Raw genomic sequence first — 21,346 nt, forward strand, 5'->3', positions numbered from 1 at the left:
TATGAAAAGCATATTCAAATATACCCTGCTCTGTTGTGTGCTGGCTGCAGCCTTTGTTTCCTGCGGAAAGGAAAAAGACTCACCTGATGGCCCACCCTCCATCAGCCGGGTTGCTACTTCCATTAATCATGCTGCCAATATTTCAAGCGGCGATATGAATCAATGGATCCTGATCATTGGTACTAACCTGAAACTAACACAATCGGTTTTTTTCAGTGATCTGGAAGTGCCTAGAGAAAATATCTATGCATCTGATACGCTGGTGTCGGTAAGAATCCCGCGCAAGGTTCCTGCTGAAGTAACCAATACCGTAAAAGTGGTGACCAAAGCAGGCGAAGCGAGTTATAATTTCATATTAAACACTCCACCGTTTGTGGTAAAGGGACTTCGGAATGAACATACTTTGGCGGGAGATACCCTTGAAATAATGGGCGATTTCTTTGATCTTTATTTTACTGCAGAAGGCACAGCGGTAAGTTTTACCGGTGGTGTTACAGCACCCGTTGCCGCACTGGCAGCTGAGTATATTAAAGTAGTAGTACCGGCTGGCGCCGAAATGGGACCGGTAACCGTACAGGGACCGGCACCATTGAATTCAACCTTTTCTACCAACAGCAGCTGGTACCTCGATACGCGGAACATGATTATCGTTCATCCAGTAGTGGCACCGGCTACAGGCATGGTTAGCAGCCACCCCGATTTTCCAAAAAACCCCGGCCTCATGATGGTGAAGCAGGGTGCTTATTCAGCCTGGGGATGGGATGCATTTTTCACCTCTTACATCAACTGGCCTGCCGGGGCCATGGGAGCGAATAAAACCAACTATGTAATGAAGTTTGAGATGAACACCAAACTGGCCATTACCAAAGGAGATATCATTTTCAATATTGCCGATTATTATTACCGCTGGCCCTATAATTATTTCGGGAAACCACTCGATACCAAAGGCAAATGGGAAACCATTACCCTGCCATTGGATATCGCATCGCACCCCACTGATAATTATGCCTGGTTTGGCTGGTTGTATTCGGATGGCGAATCGAGAGAAAGCAATTTTGCCATTTCGAATTTTAGAGTAGTACCCAAAAATTAATGCGTTATAAGATGGATTTAAACTGGAGAGCAGGAAACCGTTGGGCCCGGTCGTGTATGTACATGGGAGTAGCGGTTATTATGATGGCGGCGGCATGTAAGAGCAAGCCCAAACTCAGCAGTGGATTAACACCGAAGGAAGCCCTGGCTACCTTTGCGTTGCCAGATGAGTTTAAAATTGAGTTGATAGCAAGTGAGCCGCTGTTGTCAGACCCTACTGACATGGAAATTGACGAGTATGGGCGTATGTATGTGGTGGAAATGCACGGTTACCCGCTCGACCAGAGTGGTACAGGGAAGGTTCGCATGCTGACCGATGAAGACGGCGATGGTGTGATGGATAAAAGCACGGTGTTTGCAGAGGGCCTGAATCTGCCGAACAGTATCATGCGCTGGAAAAAAGGCTTGCTGGTTACGGACGCGCCTAATCTGCTGTATTATGAAGATGCAGACGGTGATGGGAAGGCCGAGCGTTGCGATACGCTGGTAAAAGGTTTTGCCTTATCTAACCCGCAACACAATGTGAATAGCCCGGTTTATGGTTTGGATAACTGGGTTTACCTGGCGCATGAAGGAGCTACCGCAACCCGGGAATACAAAGAAGAATTCGGAGACCTTGGTACCGAAATTTTTTATCCCGGTAAGCCGGATGCTGCGCGGCTTCCACAGAATGCCAGTGGCAGGTCAGTTCGCCTGAACCCCGACAAACATTTACTGGAAACAACATCGAGCAATACGCAGTTCGGTCAGGCATTTGATGCCTGGGGACGGCGCTTACTGGTAGCCAATGCCATTCACGTATATCACGAGGTAATGCAGGCTGGTTATCTGCAACGTAATCCATACCAGGTTGTTTCCAATGCAACACAGAATTTGTCTGACCATGGCGATGCCTGTGAAGTATTTCCTACTACCACCAATCCACAAACGCAGTTATTGACTGATGTGGGCGTAATAACATCTGCCTGCGGTTTAACCGCCTATCTTGGTGGCGCATTTCCTGATGCCTATAATAACAACGACATCACCTTTGTTACCGAATCGGTTAGTAACCTGATTCATGTTGACCGATTGAAAGATACCGGTGCAAGTTTTACTGCGAGTCGGGTATTGGAACGGAAAGATTTTCTGACGTCCACCGACAACTGGTTTCGTCCGGTGAATATGTATGTTGGCCCCGATGGCGCACTCTATGTAGTTGATTATTACCGTCAGATTATTGAACACCCCGAATGGATGGGTGATGAAGTAATTGAATCGGGCGAATTGTATAATGGAACCGATAAAGGAAGAATTTACCGGATTTCCAGAAAAGATGCGGGTCCGGCTGACTGGACCAAGAACCTCAAACTGGGCGATGCTTCTGCCGCTGAACTGGTAGAGAAACTGGCCAGCCCTAACAGCTGGTGGAGAATGAATGCACAGCGGTTGCTGGTAGACCGTGGCGGAGAGGAGGCGGTATCAGCCCTGAAAGCAATGGCGGTTCGCACAGATGCAGCTTTTGGAAGATTACATGCATTGTGGACCCTGAACGGACTGGGAGCGCTTCAGCCTGATTTAATTATTCAGGCCTTGAAAGATCCGGTGGCCGGTGTACGGGAGAATGCGATCCGGTTATCGGAACAATTTCTTTCCAATGCAGGCGTGGTGCAGGCATTACTGTCATTGAAACAGGATGCTGATGCCAAAGTGCGGTTTCAGCTTCTATGTACACTTGGTTTTATTAATAGTGCAGATGCTTCCAGCGTACGCAACGAGTTGCTGTTTCGCGACCTGAATGATAAATGGGTGCAGATTGCTGCGTTGTCTGCCAATGCCACCCAAACAGCTTCTCTGCTGAATGTGGTATTGGAAAAATATCAGCCACAGAACCCCGCCTACGCATCGTTGATTCAGCGCTTGTCATCCATTGTGGCAACCGTTGATAAACCTGCTGATATTCGCCGGTTGGTGGAAAGAGCGGTTAAATCGGGAACTAAAGAAGAGAGTGCCCTGCAGGCCGCCTTATTGGAAGGCATTGCACAGGGAACCAAAACCACCAATTCTGTTTTCAAGGGAGAGCAGGCTTTACTGGTCAAAACATTTTTTAATCACCCTTACAGCAATGTGCGAAAAGCTGCTTTCCGTATGCTGAAAGTAATTGGCATTCCGGATGAAGCTGCCGCACAGGCTGCCATTCAACAGGCAATTGCTGTTATCAAAGATGCTTCCAAAACAAAGGAGCAGCGGACTGAAGCAGTTGACTTTTTATCACTTCGAAATCCGGCTTCCAACAAGGATCTGTTACTGGGGCGGATTCAGGAGAAGGAAGAAATGTCTGTTCAATTGGCTGCCTTACGCACATTAAATGCAATTCCTGATACCACGGTATGTCATTACCTGCTTACCAAATGGGAAACCCTTCCTTCTGGTGTGCAGGATGCAGGGTTGGCAATGTTCATGATCAATCCTGAACGTTCCAACATGTTGTTGACTGCAATTGAAACCGGAAAAGTGCAACCTCTGTCACTGGGGTGGCCGCGCACTCAATGGTTATTAGGAAACCCCGATGAAGGTATTCGTACCCGTGCAAGACCGTTGCTGGGCAAACAGGATACAGAGAAAGTTATCAAAACCTATCAGGCATCTTTAGAAAAGAAAGGTGATCCTCAGAAAGGGAAAGGTATCTATGAAATCAATTGTTCGCTCTGCCATAAGGTAAGGGGCAAAACAGGCCTTGATTTTGGACCTGATCTGGGATCGGTTAACAACTGGTCGGCAAAAGCAATTCTGGATAATATACTTTCTCCGGCTGCGTCTATTGCTCCGGGTTATGATTTATGGTCTGTTGAATTAAACAGTGGTGAAATTCTGCAGGGTATTCTTGCATCAGAAACGCCTACGGCAGTTACCATCCGGTTATCACCGGGAAATGAAAAAGCAATTTCAAGAGATGAGATCAAACAATTGAAAGCGTTGAATATGTCGGCAATGCCACCCGGGCTGGAAGCGAAGATCAGTGTAGAGGATATGGCACATCTGCTGGCATTTTTAAAGCAGGGAGAACAACAGTAATATTTTTTTGAACCTAAAATGACTGATATGCATAAGGCTTTTCCGAATATGAAATTCCCGGGCAAAATGGGTTTGCTGTGCCTGGTGTTCCTCACCTGGTTTGGTACAACTGCTTTAGCGCAGTCTGCATCAAGTCCGTCATCCTTCAGAGCAGCAGTGGTAAAAGTGGATATAACGCCCGACGAGCCCAAGCAACTGCTGGGGTATCAGGCACGAAAATCTACTGGAATCCGCGATCGGATCTATCATAGAATTCTTGCGATGGATGATGGCCGCCGTCAGTTTTTTCTGGTGTCATCAGATCTCTGCATTATTTCGCCTGTTGAATACGATCGCGTGGCGGGTTGGCTGAAAAAAGAACTGGGCATTGATCCGGTAAACGTTTGGTGGACAACCACCCACACGCATTCTGCGCCGGAAGTTGGTCACCCTGATATTACCAGCGTATTTATGCCGGAGCGGTATGAGCATGCGGTAGATACCGTATATACTGATTTTGTTGGCCGCCAGTTATTGGAGGGAATAAAACAGGCTCAGCGTAACCTCGTTCCTGCAAAACTTGGAATCGGCTGGGGGCATTCGAATGCCAATATCAATCGCCGCGCCCGTTTGATGAATGGTAAATCGACACTGGGAATTGACCCTGATGGGCCGGTAGATCGCAAGATCGGTTTAATTAAACTCGAAAAACTGGATGGCACCCTGCTGGGCACGGTTGCCAATTATGCCATGCATGGTACGGTGTTGGGAAATAAAAATATGCACATCAGCGGCGATGGCCCGGGTGTGGTAGCTGAATATGTAGAGAAGCAATCCGGAGCACCGATGTTGTTTATCAACGGCGCCGCAGGAAATATTGCACCAATTTACAGTACAGGAACAGGCGAAGTGCTGGAGCAATTCAACCTGATGCTGGGAGATAAGATTCTGGATGCCTCCAAAAAAATTGCAACCGGAACAGACGTTAACCTGCATGCCGGTGAAGTGATTCTGGAAACACCCCGCCGCCCTGATCTCAGCTGGCCACAACGATTGGCAAAATTCAATCGCACTACCAAGGCGGGCGAGCATTTTGTACGAATGCCTATCAGGTTTTTCAGAATAAATGATGAACTGGCAGTATGGGGAGCTCCTGTGGAATTGTTCTGTGAAATTTCCAATGAAATCCGCGAGCGGTCTCCATTTCCCAGCACCTTCTATTTCGGTTATACCAATGGATGGTTTGGTTACCTGCTTCCTGAAAATGAATGGAATTGGGGAGGTTATGAGCCAACTGTATCAAGTGTAACTCCTAAAGCTGCTGACGATCTCATCAACCTGGTAATGAATTACCTGGAGGGTGATTTTCGGGCTCCGTTGAAAACTCCCAAATCTGTTAAAAACCGTAAGTAAATATGATGGTTTCCGTTAAACGTAGTTTTTGTGGCATGCTGCTGCTTTTCCTGCCCACAGTTCTCTTATCGCAATCTGGTTTTGTGGTGTTGAATTACAATGTACTGGAAGGCCTGCAGCAGAAGCAGGAACGGAAACTTGCATTCACGCAATGGGTGAAAAAAATTGATCCGGCGATTGTGTCGTTTCAGGAATTGAATGGCTTCACACACAGATCGCTGGATTCATTCAGCCGAAGTTATGGTCACCCCTATTCGGTATTGTTGCGTGAAAATGGTTATCCCGTAGGGCTCAGTTCGAAATATCCATTGGAACAGGTGGAACGGGTACAGATTGATCAGTATGTAGGGTATATATATGCGAAGGTCAATCGCTTGTACCATGTGTTCGTAGTGCACCTGGACCCCTTTAAAGCACCCAATCGGTTAAGGCAAATCAATTTTATTTTGGAGAAAGCCAATGCATTGCCATCGGATGAGCCGGTATTGATTATGGGAGACTTTAATAATATTTCACCCGTTGACAGCCTTGCCTATGCTGATTCTGGAAGAATACGGCGTGCGATTGCCATGAAACAGGAAGGGTTTGAGTTGCAGAATATGCGAGATGGGGAGTATGACTATTCTGTTATTGATGCAATGATTGCTGCCGGATACCTTGATAGCAATGAATTAGGCAAAAAAGGTTTTACTTCTACCTGTCCGACAAAAGGGTATAAGCATAAACCAACTTACTGGGGAGGCCCTTCCCGAATTGATTATATCTGGTTAAATCCTGCTGCCCGCAAGCAGGCTGTTCGGTTTAGTATCCGTAAGGATAAAGTGACGCATAACCTATCAGATCATTATCCACTCCTTTTAACATTGAAAGAATAAAGATGCAGCATCCTGGTAATTTTTTAGCAGGTATTTGCCTGCTGATCTGTGGTACAATTTATTCGGGTAACACATATGCTCAGGCGAAGGATCAAAAGCCTCCGCTGTTGCAAAAATGGAAATCGGTGGAGTTGGTTAAAGGGGGCAGAATTGATGCCATCAAAGCCCTTGGTGGTTCAACTGTTGCCTGTGCAACCCGCGGTGATCAACCCGGAAAATTGTTTATCAGCTACGATTACGGACGAAACTGGAGATGGATAGCCACGCCTGCCAGAGCGAATATTACCTGTATTGCCGAAACAGGTAATACACAGAATTTTTTTTTACTTACAGGAGAAAGCGAGGTACTTAAAACCATAGACGGAGGAAGATCCTGGCAGAAAATGACCAAACTAACGGTCAACAATAGTCGCGATGGGGCCCAGGCGAGCTATGGCATCGTTTTTACAGAAAAAGGCAGTTTACTCGTTAGCAGTACCGATACCGATGGTGGTCATATTTACCGGTCAACCGATGAAGGAAAAACATGGAAGGATGTAGGCAAAATCGGTACCAATGCATTGTATCGGTTTGAGCAGGCTGGTGGTCGGTTGCTTGTAAACAGTTTTGATGGCAAGCTGTATGTAAGTGATGACGATGGAAGGAATTGGAAACTACAAACCGCGCTTACCAGTGAACCCTTGTTTGCCACGGAATATGGCGCATCCGGTGTTTTACTGCAGGCAGATAAAGCAGGTACAATTTTTCGCAGCACCGATATGGGTGGTAACTGGACCAACGCCGGGAAATTTAAAGGTGCGGCGGATGATTTTATATCGGTTGGATATGGGTTGGTTTATTATTCCACCTACACTGAAGGAGAGGAAGTCTACCTGTCAACCGATGACGGTCTGCAGTGGCAGCCGGCCGGCCGGGTACCCACTGGGGTTACAGGAGACTGGCTCGACCATGGGGTAAGTTTGGAAAGCAGAGACTCGGTAATTGTACTGGCAGGTACCGTAAAAGGGTTTATTATTCGTACAGCCATGCATAGGGATAGTCTGCGCAAACAGAGCGGCTGGAAAAGAGCAGAAGCCAAAACAGCCATTGATACACAGCAGATAGTTAAAAGAAGTCCGCGTATTCCTGCCCTGAAATCAGGCAATCAGCTGCCGAACAGTTCATTTGAAGAGGGCTCGGGTGGATGGTCTTCCCTGGGAGAACACACAGGATGGGGTGGAGATCTTACCAGTTTATATGGAACGGTTGTAAAAACAAAATCGGTTGATGGTGACCGTAGTCTGCAAATAGAGTTGGGCCCGGGTAAAACCCATGTCAGTTACTATGATTGCTGGCCTGCTGCACGGGTGGTGCAAAAAGCGCCACTGGCTGCTAATATCGGTTGGTTGACCGTAACGCCTGGTAACTGGTACACCCTTTCAGTTTATATGCGTGCAGACAGGGTGGGCGTTCCTGCGCGTTTGCAACAGGAGTACGGGCTATCTCCCTACTACGGTCAAAAAGTGCTGTCTGAAAAAAAAGAGGTTACACTTACGAAGGAATGGAAGCGGTATAGTTTCAGCATGCAGGCGAAATCGGCCGAACTTTTTATTGCAGTAGGCCCGGCGTTGAAAAATGAACAGGATGAGGCGGTGGTATGGATCGATGCCATTCAACTGGAGGAGGGGCAGGAAGCCAGTTCCTATAAGCCACGTCTTCAATGGGAGTTTGAACTTGCCTCAACAAAATTTGGGAATATATTTCACCTGGGGGAAACGCCGAAACTGCAGGCAGGGTATTCGAACAGGAATAAACTTGCACAGAATCTGGTGGTAGAGCAGGAACTGACCGATTTTTTTGGCCAGGTTATTTCAAAGGAAGAAAAAAAACTACGCTTAAAAGGCGGTTCCGCTGAACAATTCCAATGGAATTTGCCGCTGAAAAAACCCGGTTTTTACAAAGCAAAATACACCTGGGTGGAAGGCGAAATAAAAAGAGAAAAAGTTTTCCGGCTGGCGATCATTCAACCCTATCTGGCCGATGATGCACTGTTTGGTGTAAATCATGCTCCTGTAACAAAAGAATTGGGAAAGGCATTACAGCAGGCCGGATTGAAATGGGCCCGTAACTGGTCAGTTAACTGGGGTTGGCTGGAACCTGAACCGGGAAAACTGTCCTTCGCGACTTCTGATCAACAAATTAACCGGGAGCTGGAAGAAGGGTACAAGGTACTGCCAATCGTTCCGCCATTACCTGCTGCCGGTTGGGGTTCGGTTGCGCCGGATAGCATCAAAGATTATTTATGGTACCGGATGGCCTATATGCCTAAAGAGCCGACAGCATTGATGAATTTTATTCAGAAGGCAGTACATCATTATAAACCTAAACTGGACTATTACGAGTTCTTGAACGAGCCTGTCTGGACCTCCTTTTGTTTGCCGGGTAAAGCGTATAAAATTCCTGGTGCGGATTATACACCGTCAGATTATATTGGTTTGCTGAAAAAAGCCTACCCCACCATTAAGCAGGCCTACCCACAGGCAAAAGTGTTGGGCGGGTTCAGCGCTGAGCCATGGCGTTATATGAAAGAGTTTTTTGCGGAGGATGGGTTTAATTCTATTGATATTCTGAATATTCATAACTACGGTATGCATCGGATGCCGGAACATTTTATTCCTGAAATGGATACATTATTGGCTATGATGGATCGTCATGGGGGTCGAAAGCCGATCTGGATAACAGAGTTTTCGTATTATGCTACCGATGATCATCCCTGGCTGCCCTGGATTGCGCCACCAAATCATTCATCGGCCAATTTGCTGCTGGAAAATGAGCAGCAGGGTGCAGACTGGACGGTGCGCTTTAATATTATCAAACTTGCAAGAGGGGTTGATAAAATATTTTATCACCAGGGTGCAGAAGGTATGATGAATGAGGGCGGCAATAATCTTGAACTGGCGCTGATTACAGAACTGGGGCAACCCCGCAAACTGTACGTTGCGCAGGCTGCACTTGCCAGCTTTCTGGGTGCTGATACAAAATATATCGGGTCAATTGATAGTCCTTCATCCGAAGAATTACAGGGCTACGCATTTGAAAGTGGAAAAAAAGCAGTGTTGGTGGCCTGGTTGCCGGAAACATCAAGGCAAGCCTATACCATTCCCTTACCGGAAGGCGTAAAACTATTTGATGTAACCGGTGCTGAAATCAGCAATAGCCGTGTTGCCTGGTTACACCATTCACCTGTTTACCTGGTGGCTGATATGCCGGCGCAGGAATTATTGCAGAAGACAAAAGCGGTTGCTTACAATCCGGCCTATTAATCTGGCAGTATCGTTGGTTCTGCCGCTATATAAAAAAGATGGAAAAAATTCTGGTAATTGGTACAGGCACCATGGGTCATTCAATTGCCCTGCAAGCTGCCTGGTGTGGATTGGAGGTATCGTTATACGGTCTGAATTCGGAAGAGCTGGAGAAAGCAGCCAAAGAAATTCATAACAAGCTGCAGCTGATGCTGGACAAAGGTCTTATTGCGGCGGACGAATTATCCGGAATAGAAAAAAGAATACTGCCTGTTACCAATCTTGAAGCGGCTGCACAAATGGCCAGCTTCATCATTGAGTGTATTCCGGAAGTACTTTCACTGAAAACAGCAATTTTTAAAGAGTTGGATCAATGGTGTTCGGAAGATGTTGTGCTGGCGAGCAATACTTCCGGCCTGCTACCTACCGCAATTGCTTCGAATATGAAGCATCCCGAACGTTTTCTCGTTACCCATTTTTGGAATCCGGCTCATCTGGTGCCGCTGGTAGAAGTAGTGGGCAGCCCTGCAACAAGTGCCAGTACATTGGAGCGCGCCACCAATCTGTTGAAAAAAATGAACAAAAAACCGATTTTGGTAAAAAAGGAAATACCGGGTTTTGTGGGTAATCGCCTTCAATTTGCACTGTTTCGGGAAGCGCAGTTTCTGTTGGAATCTGGTGTTGCTTCCAAAGAAGATATAGATGCTGCCATTCGATTTGGAATCGGCAGACGTTTGCCCGAGTCAGGTCCGCTGGAATCAGCAGATATGGGTGGACTGGATGTATATACTGACATTCTCCGGTATTTACAGCTATGTAATACAGATGGTCCTTTGCAGGTGCTGGAAGACCTGGTTTCCGACGGCCATTATGGTACAAAGTCAGGAACTGGCTTTTATGATTGGACACCTGAACGGAAACATGCAATGGAAGGGGCAAGAGAAGCGACCCTGATTCATTTCTTATTGAAAGACCGGGCTGCCGGATTATAGATCATTAAACTTGTTGTATGGATATTCTGATCATCCTGCTGTCTTTGACATTTCTGATGTTCGTCGCTTATCGCGGTTTTAGTGTCATATTGTTTGCTCCCATTGCTGCGCTCTTAGCAGTGGCACTGACCGGTCCGTCTTTGGTGCCCGTTTTTTTCTCGGGCATATTCATGGAAAAACTGGCGGGCTTTATCAAACTTTATTTTCCGGTGTTTTTACTGGGTGCCATTTTTGGCAAACTTATAGAGATGTCGGGTTTTGCCCGTTCCATTGCTCATTCGATTATACGGGTAATTGGAGAAAAGAAAGCGATGCTGGCAATTGTAGTTGTGGGTGCCGTACTAACCTATGGCGGGGTATCATTATTTGTAGTTGCCTTTGCACTTTATCCGTTTGCTGTTGAATTATTTAAACTTGCTAATATTCCTAGGAGGCTGATTCCGGCTACGATTGCATTGGGTGCCTTTACGTTTACGATGGATGCCATGCCTGGTTCACCACAGATCCAGAATATTATTCCCACCACCTTCTTCAATACAACCACCTGGGCTGCTCCCTGGCTGGGTTTAATCGGAAGCATATTTGTTTTTACATTGGGTATGCTCTACCTGGAATGGAAACGTAAAAAAGCAGTCAAAGCCGGAGAAGGGTATGAAGCAGGGGTGTCATCCGGTTTGAACGCGGGCATTGCGCTTCCTGCAGGCCCGGGTGAAGGCGTATTGCCTTCAGTTTCCCTTGCCGTGTTGCCCCTGTTATTGGTTGGAATTTGTAATAAGCTGTTCACCTTGCTGATTCTTGACCTGTATGAAAGCAAATTTGATTTTTCGACTATTGGTATCAGTGATGTGCAACCGATTGATGTGTCTAAACTGGCTGCAGTGTGGGCTGTTTCCGGTGCATTGATTGTAGGTGTCATTACTGTTTTACTGACTGCATTCAATACAGTAAGGCAAGAATTCAATTCGGGCATTCAAACCTCTATAGGAGGCGCCATGCTTGCCACCATGAATACCGCTTCTGAATATGGATTTGGAAGTGTAATTGCGGCCTTGCCGGGTTTTAAACAGATTAACCAGGGCCTGGCCAATGCCGTCAGTGATCCGTTGGTGAATGAGGCCGTAACCACCACCAGCCTTGCTGGAATTACCGGGTCGGCTTCAGGCGGAATGAGCATTGCCCTGGCTGCTATGAGCGAAACCTATCTGGAACAGGCGGCTCAACATGGTATTCCTAATGAAGTATTGCACAGAGTGGCATCCATGGCAAGTGGTGGAATGGACACACTGCCCCATAATGGAGCAGTTATTACTTTATTGGCAGTAACAGGATTAACACATCGCCAATCCTATATTGATATTTTTGCCATGACCATCATCAAGACATTCGCAGTATTCCTCATTATTGGCATCTATTATTTCACGGGCATTGTTTAATAATTACAGATATGAAAAAGAAAACCGTTTTAATTACCGGCAGCACCAGTGGAATTGGATTGGGCATTGCAAAAGGCTTTGCTGCTAAAGGATATCAATTGGTTTTTAATGGCCTGGAATCGAATGGTGCATCCATTGCGGCTGAAGTAGCGGGTGAACACGGTGTCGATTATATGTTTTCTGCTGCCAATATGCTTGATCCGGATGCCTTGAAAAAAATGGTAGAGGAAGCAACGGCAATGTTTGGTGGAATAGATATCCTTATAAACAATGCAGGTATTCAGCATGTAGCGCCGATCGAAAGTTTCCCCGACAATAAGTGGTACGATATTATTGGAATCAATTTGCATGCAGCCTATCATCTTACCAAAGCTGTTTGGCCTTATATGAAGGAACGACAGTTTGGCCGTATTATTAATATTGCCTCTGCTCATGGGCTGGTTGCCTCTGAATTTAAAAGTGCCTATGTTGCAGCCAAACATGGGCTGGTGGGCTTTACCAAAACGGCGGCGTTGGAAGGAGCTCCCTTCAACATAACCTGTAATGCCATTTGTCCGGGTTACGTAAAAACCCCTTTGGTAGAAAAGCAAGTGGCTGATCAGGCCCTGACACACGGTATACCGGAGTCGGAAGTGGCGGCCAAAGTAATGTTGCACAAACAGGCCGTAAAATCGTTTGTTCCGGTAGAGGTATTGGCGGAAATGGCGCTGTTGCTTGCTGTAGAAGGATCAGGAACAATTACCGGCACCGCCATACCGCTGGATGGCGGTTGGTCGGCGCAATAGAAAAATAATTAGTATGATCAATAAAGTGGTGCAATCGGTGGATGAAGCCATTGATGGAATTGAAAATGGAATGACACTGATGTTGGGTGGATTTGGGTTATGTGGCATACCTGAAAATTGTATAACTGCGCTGGCGAAAAACGGTGTACAGGAACTTACCTGTATTTCTAATAACGCCGGCGTTGATAATTTCGGAATCGGTTTGTTATTGCAAAACCGGCAGGTAAAAAAAATGATTGCTTCCTATGTAGGTGAGAATGCAGAGTTCGAACGTCAGCTATTAACAGGTGAACTGGAAGTGGAACTTATACCACAGGGAACATTGGCTACCCGGTGCCTGGCGGCGGGGTATGGCATGCCTGTTGTGTTTACCCCGGCCGGCGTAGGAACTGAAGTGGCAGAGGGTAAGGAACAACGCAATTTTAATGGAAAAGATTATCTGATGGAAGTTGCGTTTGAGGCTGATTTTGCAATTGTAAAAGCATGGAAAGGCGATACGGCCGGAAATCTTGTATTCCGTGCTACTGCTCGAAACTTTAACCCGATAATGGCAATGGCAGGCAAAATGACGATTGCAGAAGTAGAAGAATTGGTGCCTGCTGGAACTCTTGACCCTGATCATATTCATACACCCGGTATTTATGTACATCGGATTTTTCAGGGAAAGGACTATGAAAAAAGAATTGAACAAAGAACATCGCGCCCATCGCAAAAAAAAGACAGGCATGCTGGATAAAAACGGAATTGCAAAACGAATTGCCCGGGAAATCAAAAACAATTCCTATGTGAATTTGGGGATCGGCATCCCTACTCTGGTTGCGAATTATATTCCGGCAGAAATAAATGTGGTATTACAATCAGAAAATGGCTTATTGGGAATGGGACCATTTCCTGAAAAAGGGGAAGAAGATGCCGACCTGATTAATGCCGGAAAGCAAACCATAACCACCCTGCCTGGCTCTGCTATTTTTGATTCAGCCATGAGTTTCGGTATGATTCGTGCACAAAAAGTTGACCTCACGATATTGGGGGCCATGGAGGTTTCGGAAAAGGGTGATATCGCTAACTGGAAAATTCCTGGAAAAATGGTGAAAGGAATGGGAGGTGCGATGGATCTGGTAGCGAGTGCAAGAAATATTATTGTGGCGATGCAGCATGTAAACAAAGCCGGCGAAAGCAAATTGCTTCCGTCCTGTACCTTGCCTTTAACAGGTGTTCGCTGCGTTAAAAAAATAGTAACAGAACTGGCGGTATTGGAAATACTTCCCGAAGGCGGATTCTTGTTACTGGAGCATGCTCCGGGTGTAAGTGTTGATTTAATTAAACATTCAACTTTGGGAAAATTAATAGTTCCGGATCAGGTTCAGGAAATGAAGCTTGACTAAAATTATTCTTTTTAACTGCGGTATAAAAAAGTGGCCCGGTTCCGGGCCACTTTGCATGTGTATATCCGAGCCTTAATCAACCTAAATCAAAACGGTCAAGGTTCATCACTTTTGTCCAGGCAGCAACAAAATCATGTACAAATTTTTCCTGTCCGTCTGCGCAACCATATACTTCAGCAATGGCGCGAAGTTCTGAATTGGAACCAATTACCAGGTCTGCACGGGTTGCTGACCATTTGAGTTCATTGGTTTTACGATCCCGCCCTTCGAACAAATCTTTTGATCCGTTAACACCTTTCCAGGTGGTATTTAAATCGAGCAGATTAACAAAGAAATCGTTGGTCAGGATTTCAGGACGATTGGTGAATACGCCGCGTTTGCTTTGATCTGCATTTGCATTCAGCACACGCATTCCGCCAACCAGTGCCGTCAGTTCCGGAGCTGTTAGTGTCAGGAGCTGCGCTTTATCGATCAGCATTTCTTCAGCAGAAGAAGTTGTACGGTAAGCGGAGAGGTAATTACGGAAACCATCTGCAGCCGGTTCCAATACAGCAAAGGATTCTACATCGGTTTCTTCCTGGGAAGCGTCCGTGCGACCGGGAATAAATGGAACGGTTATATCAACACCAACTGCTTTAGCGGCTTTTTCAATAGCTGCAGAACCTCCCAAAACAATCATATCTGCTATGGAAATTTGTTTTCCGTTTGCAGCTGAGCTGTTGAACTGGGAACGGATGGCTTCCAGTGTTTCCAACACTTTGGCCAGCTGTGCCGGATTATTTACTTCCCAGTCTTTTTGAGGAGCCAGACGAATGCGTGCACCATTTGCTCCGCCTCGTTTATCAGATCCACGGAAGGTGGAAGCAGATCCCCATGCGGTGGAAACCAGTTGCGCTATGGTGAGCCCTGAAGCCAGGATTTGAGCTTTAAGGGAAGCTATATCCTGATCATCAACCAGTGGGTGGTTCACAGCCGGAATCGGATCCTGCCAGATAAGGTCTTCTGCCGGAACTTCCGGACCGAGGTAACGGGATTTTGGTCCCATATCACGATGGGTCAGTTTGAACCAGGCGCGTGCGAATGCGTCGGCAAAGTAGTCGGGGTTTTCGTAAAAACGACGGGATACTTTTTCGTAAGCCGGATCAAGTTTCAGCGACAAATCCGTAGTTAGCATAAAGGGTTTATGGAATTTACCGGCGATATGCGCATCCGGGATGGTTTCGCCCACATTTTTGGCTTCCCACTGATAGGCTCCGCCCGGGCCTTTGATCAGTTCCCACTCATATTCAAAAAGGTGTTTGAAGAAATCATTGCTCCATTTGGCCGGTGTGGTTGTCCAGGCGCCTTCAATCCCACTGGTAATGGTATCTGCACCTGCTCCGGTACCAAAGCTGTTTTTCCAGCCCAGACCCATTGCTTCAATGGATGCTGCGGCCGGTTCTTCCGCAACATATTTAGTTGGCTCTGCAGCTCCATGGGTTTTACCAAATGTATGTCCGCCTGCAATCAGCGCTACAGTTTCTTCATCATTCATCGCCATTCTGCCGAAGGTTTCACGAATTGCCTTTGCTGCCAGAACGGGATCAGGCGTGCGATCGGGACCTTCGGGGTTAACGTAAATGAGTCCCATTTCAGTGGCGCCTAATGGGTTTTCCAGTGCTTCAGGATTACGGTGCTGGGCTACCCATTCTTTTTCAGAACCCCAGTAAATATCCTGTTCAGGCTCCCAGATATCTTCACGTCCACCTGCAAATCCAAAGGTTTTGAAACCCATCGATTCCAGTGCGCAGTTTCCGGCCAGGATCAAAAGATCTGCCCAGGAAAGTTTTTTGCCATATTTCTGTTTGATTGGCCAGAGTAGTAAACGGGCTTTGTCAAGATTAGCGTTATCGGGCCAGCTATTCAGGGGCGCGAAACGTTGTGAACCTGATCCGGCTCCACCACGACCATCAGAAATACGGTAGGTTCCCGCACTGTGCCATGCCATCCGGATGAAAAACGGACCATAATGTCCATAATCAGCCGGCCACCAGTCCTGAGAATCCGTCATCAGGTTAAAAATGTCCTGCTTAACCTGGGCCAGGTCGAGGGATTTAAATTCTTCTGCATAATTGAAGGATTCACCCATTGGGTTAGAAAGGGTGGAATGCTGACGGAGGATATTTAATTTCAGCAGGTTGGGCCACCAGTCCTGGTTTTTGGTACCACCTCCGGCAACCGCTTTTACAGCTCCTCCGTGAAAGGGACATTTGGAGGCACCGTTCTTGGAGGCGGTTTGATCACCACCTTCGTCGTTCATTTTTTGTAGAGTATCCATATGTTTTGATGAATTAGTTGTGCGTTGTATACGCAGCGAAATTATCGATGAAATCCTCAACAATTTTATTTATTTAATAGATGATCCGATAGATAAAATCTATGAGATTGCCCACTCTTCGGATGCAGCCGATACTCTATTAGTAGGTCAATTGCAGGCTTAAGGCAGGTTCTTCCTTGTATTAACATGGATCCACTAACCGTTCTTTAACCGTCCATCTACCGTTTATCTACCGTTCATGAACCGTTTTAAGACGGTAAGTGAACGGTAGATGAACGGTAAATGAACGGTAGATGAACGGTAAATGGTATTACTTTAGAACCAGGATAAAGCTTGTTTAGGTATATGCAACCCTAAGGCTGAATCTGTTGTCAGCCAATAAAAAACTATGCGGAATTGGTTGGGATTGCTGCTGTTGGTCCTATGTTTTGCAGCCTGTAATAAAAAAGGGGAGACTACCCCTTGTAGCAGCGATCAACCTACGGTAAGAAAAATAGTCAACAAAAATGCAATTGTTCGGGTTACTGCAACAGCAACTGAACCGGTGTATCTGACAGAGGCCGGCACCATTGATTCCCGCCTGATTCCCTGCACCCTTGCATTGGAGTATTACCTGGATGGACTCGAGGTTGTGATTAGTGGTGATGTAAAAGCTTCCATTCAGGCGGCCACGGGCCCTTGTTGCGCCGAGCCAATTGTTCTAACCAGTATTCAAAAATAAATTTCACCCGACCGGTGGCACCCGACCGGTGCCACCGGTCGGGTGAAAGGGAGATTACTTAATTCTTTTTACGCGGAAAGTACCTTCTACGGTTTCTGTTCCGATTTGCAGGCCGCTTAGTCCGGAACGAATTCCGGAAGGTGAAACAAGAAAGCTGCCAGTTACAACCGTTCCAATCGGCCCCCAATTATTAATGGTAATTCCTCCACCACTGTTGAGCACTTCTTCTTCCGTTATTTCATAGAAAGCGGTATAGTATTTTGAAAGCAGCGGATTGGTTATTGTCATTCCACAGCTTCCTCCTTCATAATTCCATGCATAGGTTCCGGATGTACCTTTCCAGATTATGCTAAGAACATCTGTATCATCTTCTCCTGCTAATCCGGATATGTCTCCGGTGGCAATCCCTATATGTCCGGGTATTGTCCTCCAGTCTCCGTTTCCATAGCGGTACCGTATTCCTTCACCAAGGATTTTGATATTGGAAAGAAGCAGTAATTGGTGTGCGTCGGATTTTAATTCAACAACTACAGTAGCACTTGCTTCACCCGAAACAGTTGCAGGTGCTGTATAATTGCCTTTATTTCCCGAACCAGTCAATTTTCCCGGACCAGTGAGTTGCCATTTTTTTATAAGGCCTGCGGGAACCGGTTTGCCTTCTCCGAGTGGCAGTGTAGAATTATCGGAGCTTACCAGCGGTGCAAGCAGATCATTTGAATAAGGATGAAAGTTTAAAACAGTCAGGGGTACTTGTTCATTGGTTGAAACTTCAGCTGCTGTTGGTATGAGTTTGAGCCAGGTTACCAGCACCCAATCACTGAAATGGGTAGTTGGAGTTTCAATTGTTTTATTGTTTTTATTTAATGTATGTGGTCGTACCATATGCCAGATTCCGTCCTGGGACTGATAGGCGATTGACAACACATCCTCAGAGGGAATCGAGTCTATAAGATCCTCGTATGAAAACTGAATGGTAACTGGCTTTTGAAAATTGAGCCCATGAGGTAAAATTCTATATCCCGTCCCAACGCCGGCATCAGCTGTATTGGAAATCGGTTGAACCAGGAAGGTGGTTGTTTCTGTTAATGCACCTGCAGGAATTATTACTTTCAATTTACCATCCGCAGAGCTGAATTGTCCACCTGCAGCACCAATTTGAAAATTTTGCTGGTCACCAAGTGGCTGGCCGGCTGGCCTGCTAACCGGAGGCGGACCCTGGTAAGGTATTTCACCATTTTTAGATTTACTGCAACTGGCAAATAGAGAAAAGAGCCCAATACAAAGGAAGAGATAAAATTTGTTCATGATAAGGTTGTTTCGGGGCGCAAATTAGGGTTGGAACTTTTTGTCAAAATGTTAAGGAAGCAGTAATGGCAGGATTACCGTGATTAAGCGCAGTTTTCGCCCACCAGCGGTTGTCTCAAGAAAATTTCACCCGACCGGTGCCACCGGTCGGGTGGGAGGTAAAAGCGAACACAGGTTGTTCGGATTCGGACATTTTGAGCGATAGAAAATTGCTTAATAATCAGATAATCAATGAATTGAAGGATTGGCACAGGCATTGGGGGAATTTTGTTACAACACAATGGGTATGTTAAAGAATTACTGGCGCATCGCACTTAGAAATCTTTGGAAACATAGGGGCTTTTCGTTTATCAACCTGGCCGGACTAGCGGTGGCATTTACCTGCTGTTTGCTTATGTTTATGTATATACGGCATGAACTCAGTTTCGACCGGTTTCAGGAGAAAGGCAACCGAATTGTTAGAGTTATCATGGAATATGGCTTTGGAGATTCCGAAAAGCGCGCAGGAAATTATACCAGCACCAAAGTGATGCCATCCTTCAAACGAAACTTTCCGGAAGTGGAAGAGGGTGTCCGAATGACATCCGGAAGCGGGTTACTAAAAATTGGGGATCAGGTTTTTGAAGACCCGGAATTTCTTTTTGCAGACTCCACCTTTTTTAATGTATTTTCTTCCTTCACCTTACTGGCAGGGGTACCCGAAAAAGTATTGCAATCACCCAATCAGCTTGTCTTAACGGAGTCGGCAGCAAAAAAATATTTTCCGCAACAGCATGCAGTTGGTCAGACCATACTGGTAGGAGCAGCTCAAACACCTTATCAGGTAACGGGTATTGCAAAGGATTGTCCGGCTAATTCACAGATTCGCTTCTCTCTGTTAGGATCCTTTTCATCACTCGGAGCCAGCCAGGAAGAAACCTACTGGAATGCGAATTACCAAACCTATTTATTGCTAAAGAATGAAACTTCCATTCAAAGCATGCAGCCCAAGATCCGTCCATTTATGGAGAAGGAGATGAATGATCCGAATGTGTTTCTTACCTATTATCTTGAACCCTATTTTGATGTTCATTTGCATTCTCCTTACAGCGCGTATGTTGCGAATACGGATATCCGTTATATCTATATTGCCAGCGGCATGGCCCTTCTTATTTTGCTGATAGCCTGCTTTACTTATATCAATATGAGCACAGCAAGATCATTGGAGAGGGCGAGAGAAGTGGGAATTCGCAAAGTTGCCGGAGCATCCAGGCAACAGGTCTTTGGGCAGTTCCTTGGAGAATCAGTAATGATCGCCGTGTTGGCGCTGGCTGCAGCACTTGGATTAACTGCGCTGCTCCTGCCTGGCTTTAATGGCCTGGTTGACCGGCAATTGAATTTCTCCGATTTATTGCATCCTTCCCTGATTCTCTCGGCCCTTGTCATGGTATTTTGCATTGCCCTGTTGGCGGGTTCTTATCCGGCGATGGTACTATCCGGTTTTCAGCCGATAAAAGTATTAAAAGGAAGCTTCCGAAACAGTGGCAGTGGGCAGCTGGTTCGCCAATCCTTAACGGTATTTCAATTCGCGATTTCAGCCTTCCTGCTGATCGGCAGTTTTGTAATTTATAAACAGGTTCAATACATCCGGGAAAAATCACTTGGCTTCAACCGGGATCATGTAATCCAGTTGAAGATTGATAATAAGGTCCTTGAAAAAATGGAGCTACTAAAGAGTCAGTTAAAGGCGAATCCAGCAATCAAACATACTTCCTTTGCCTACAATGCTCCCATTTCGATTAAAGGCGGATATGGAATGCGAAGTGCAACCATGCCTGAAAACAGCTCATTAAATGTATATGCCAATCCGATTGATGAGGAGTATTTGAAGACCAATGAAATTAAATTGCTGGCAGGTTCGGATTTGACAAAACAGGATTTGCTGGATGCAGATCAGGAGGAGGAGAGTAAAAGAAATTTCCAATTTATCTTAAATGAATCTGCAGCAAGAGAACTGGGCTGGACTGCTGATGAAGCAGTGGGTCAGCGAATGTTTCTGGATGCATCCAGACCGGGAGTTGTAAAAGGAGTGGTAAAAGATTTTCATTTCAGTTCATTACATGCGCCAATCCAAAGTCTGGTACTTTTTCCATCCACTTTTGGAAATTTATTACTGGTGAAAGTATCAGGCGAACAGCTTCCGGAAACTATTGCATTTATCGAAAAGACCTGGAAAAGCCTGGTTCAGCACCGGCCTTTCAGTTATAGTTTTATGGATGAATCCTATACGGCAATGTATCAGGCCGAACAGCAAACATCCAAAGTAATCGGATTGTTTACAGCAGTAGCCATTCTCCTTGCCTGTGTCGGACTGATTGGTTTATCCGCTTTCGCTGTACAGCAACGAACCAAAGAAATTGGTGTTCGTAAGGTATTAGGAGCTTCCGTAAAGGGGATTGTCTGGATGCTGGCTTCACATTTCCTGCGCCTGATTTTCATCGCGCTGGTTATTGCCTTACCCATAGGATGGTATGCAGCTAATAAATGGCTGGAAGATTTCAGTTATAGAACCACCATACACCTGGATGCATTTTTTTGGCCTGCGTTTGGCTTAAGCATGTTGGCATTGATAGCGATCAGTGTTCAAACCATTCGGGCTGCCTTCCTGAATCCGGTAAAAAGCTTACGCTCGGAATAAGAATTTGCATCATTTTTTGTTAGGATTGAATTATTAT

The 21,346-nt window shown here is 46.0% G+C and carries 14 protein-coding genes; 12 read left to right on the forward strand and 2 right to left on the reverse strand.

The window, feature by feature from the left end; all coding sequences use genetic code 11:
• Position 1: 1 nt before the first annotated feature.
• The 10 genes from B2746_RS20875 to B2746_RS20920 are packed head-to-tail and all read left to right on the forward strand — an operon-like array spanning position 2 to position 14,289.
• A complete protein-coding gene (locus B2746_RS20875; RefSeq protein ID WP_290798570.1) occupies positions 2 to 1,093 on the forward strand; it encodes a glycan-binding surface protein in 1,092 nt (363 codons plus the stop codon).
• On the forward strand, positions 1,093 to 4,146 hold the full coding sequence (locus tag B2746_RS20880) for a PVC-type heme-binding CxxCH protein (RefSeq protein ID WP_290798573.1): 3,054 nt from the start codon (positions 1,093 to 1,095) through the stop codon (positions 4,144 to 4,146). The genes B2746_RS20875 and B2746_RS20880 overlap by 1 nt, the downstream gene beginning before the upstream one ends.
• Positions 4,147 to 4,173: 27 nt before the next feature.
• On the forward strand, positions 4,174 to 5,538 hold the full coding sequence (locus tag B2746_RS20885) for a neutral/alkaline non-lysosomal ceramidase N-terminal domain-containing protein (RefSeq protein WP_290798576.1): 1,365 nt from the start codon (positions 4,174 to 4,176) through the stop codon (positions 5,536 to 5,538).
• Positions 5,539 to 5,540: 2 nt separating this feature from the next.
• A complete protein-coding gene (locus B2746_RS20890; protein ID WP_290798578.1) occupies positions 5,541 to 6,413 on the forward strand; it encodes an endonuclease/exonuclease/phosphatase family protein in 873 nt (290 codons plus the stop codon).
• A 2-nt stretch (positions 6,414 to 6,415) separates the two neighbouring features.
• Complete coding sequence (locus B2746_RS20895) at positions 6,416 to 9,715, forward strand: glycosyl hydrolase (protein WP_290798581.1); 3,300 nt, start codon at positions 6,416 to 6,418, stop codon at positions 9,713 to 9,715.
• 38 nt (positions 9,716 to 9,753) lie between these two features.
• On the forward strand, positions 9,754 to 10,686 hold the full coding sequence (locus B2746_RS20900; protein ID WP_290798584.1) for a 3-hydroxyacyl-CoA dehydrogenase family protein: 933 nt from the start codon (positions 9,754 to 9,756) through the stop codon (positions 10,684 to 10,686).
• Between the two features lie 17 nt (positions 10,687 to 10,703).
• On the forward strand, positions 10,704 to 12,119 hold the full coding sequence (locus tag B2746_RS20905) for a GntP family permease (protein ID WP_290798585.1): 1,416 nt from the start codon (positions 10,704 to 10,706) through the stop codon (positions 12,117 to 12,119).
• Positions 12,120 to 12,130: 11 nt separating this feature from the next.
• The gene (locus tag B2746_RS20910; protein WP_290798587.1) at positions 12,131 to 12,904 is read left to right on the forward strand and encodes a 3-hydroxybutyrate dehydrogenase; all 774 of its coding nucleotides are present in this window, start codon (positions 12,131 to 12,133) and stop codon (positions 12,902 to 12,904) included.
• A gap of 13 nt (positions 12,905 to 12,917) precedes the next feature.
• Complete coding sequence (locus B2746_RS20915) at positions 12,918 to 13,640, forward strand: CoA transferase subunit A (protein ID WP_290798589.1); 723 nt, start codon at positions 12,918 to 12,920, stop codon at positions 13,638 to 13,640.
• Positions 13,630 to 14,289 (forward strand): 3-oxoacid CoA-transferase subunit B, encoded by a 660-nt coding sequence (locus B2746_RS20920; RefSeq protein WP_290798591.1) that lies wholly within the window; start codon positions 13,630 to 13,632, stop codon positions 14,287 to 14,289. Before B2746_RS20915 ends, B2746_RS20920 begins: the two co-directional genes overlap by 11 nt.
• Positions 14,290 to 14,365: 76 nt before the next feature.
• On the opposite strand, the gene katG is transcribed toward B2746_RS20920, so the two are convergent.
• Positions 14,366 to 16,606 (reverse strand): catalase/peroxidase HPI, encoded by a 2,241-nt coding sequence (gene katG, locus B2746_RS20925; RefSeq protein ID WP_290798593.1) that lies wholly within the window; start codon positions 16,604 to 16,606, stop codon positions 14,366 to 14,368.
• 388 nt (positions 16,607 to 16,994) lie between these two features.
• On the opposite strand from katG, the gene B2746_RS20930 reads away from it, so the two are divergent.
• Positions 16,995 to 17,327: a hypothetical protein gene (locus B2746_RS20930; RefSeq protein ID WP_290798595.1), complete on the forward strand. Its 333-nt coding sequence runs from the start codon at positions 16,995 to 16,997 to the stop codon at positions 17,325 to 17,327.
• Positions 17,328 to 17,381: 54 nt separating this feature from the next.
• Here the strand turns inward: B2746_RS20930 and B2746_RS20935 are convergent, their stop codons facing one another.
• Entirely contained in the window at positions 17,382 to 18,632 is a 1,251-nt protein-coding gene (locus B2746_RS20935; RefSeq protein ID WP_290798596.1) for a hypothetical protein, read from the reverse strand.
• A gap of 286 nt (positions 18,633 to 18,918) precedes the next feature.
• Between B2746_RS20935 and B2746_RS20940 the strand changes: the two genes are divergently transcribed.
• Positions 18,919 to 21,309, forward strand: coding sequence for an ABC transporter permease (locus B2746_RS20940; RefSeq protein WP_290798598.1), 2,391 nt, complete (start codon positions 18,919 to 18,921; stop codon positions 21,307 to 21,309).
• The last annotated feature ends 37 nt before the right edge of the window (positions 21,310 to 21,346 follow it).

This window comes from Flavihumibacter sp. UBA7668, assembly GCF_002483205.1.
In the GTDB taxonomy this organism is placed as follows: Bacteria; Bacteroidota; Bacteroidia; order Chitinophagales; family Chitinophagaceae; genus Flavihumibacter.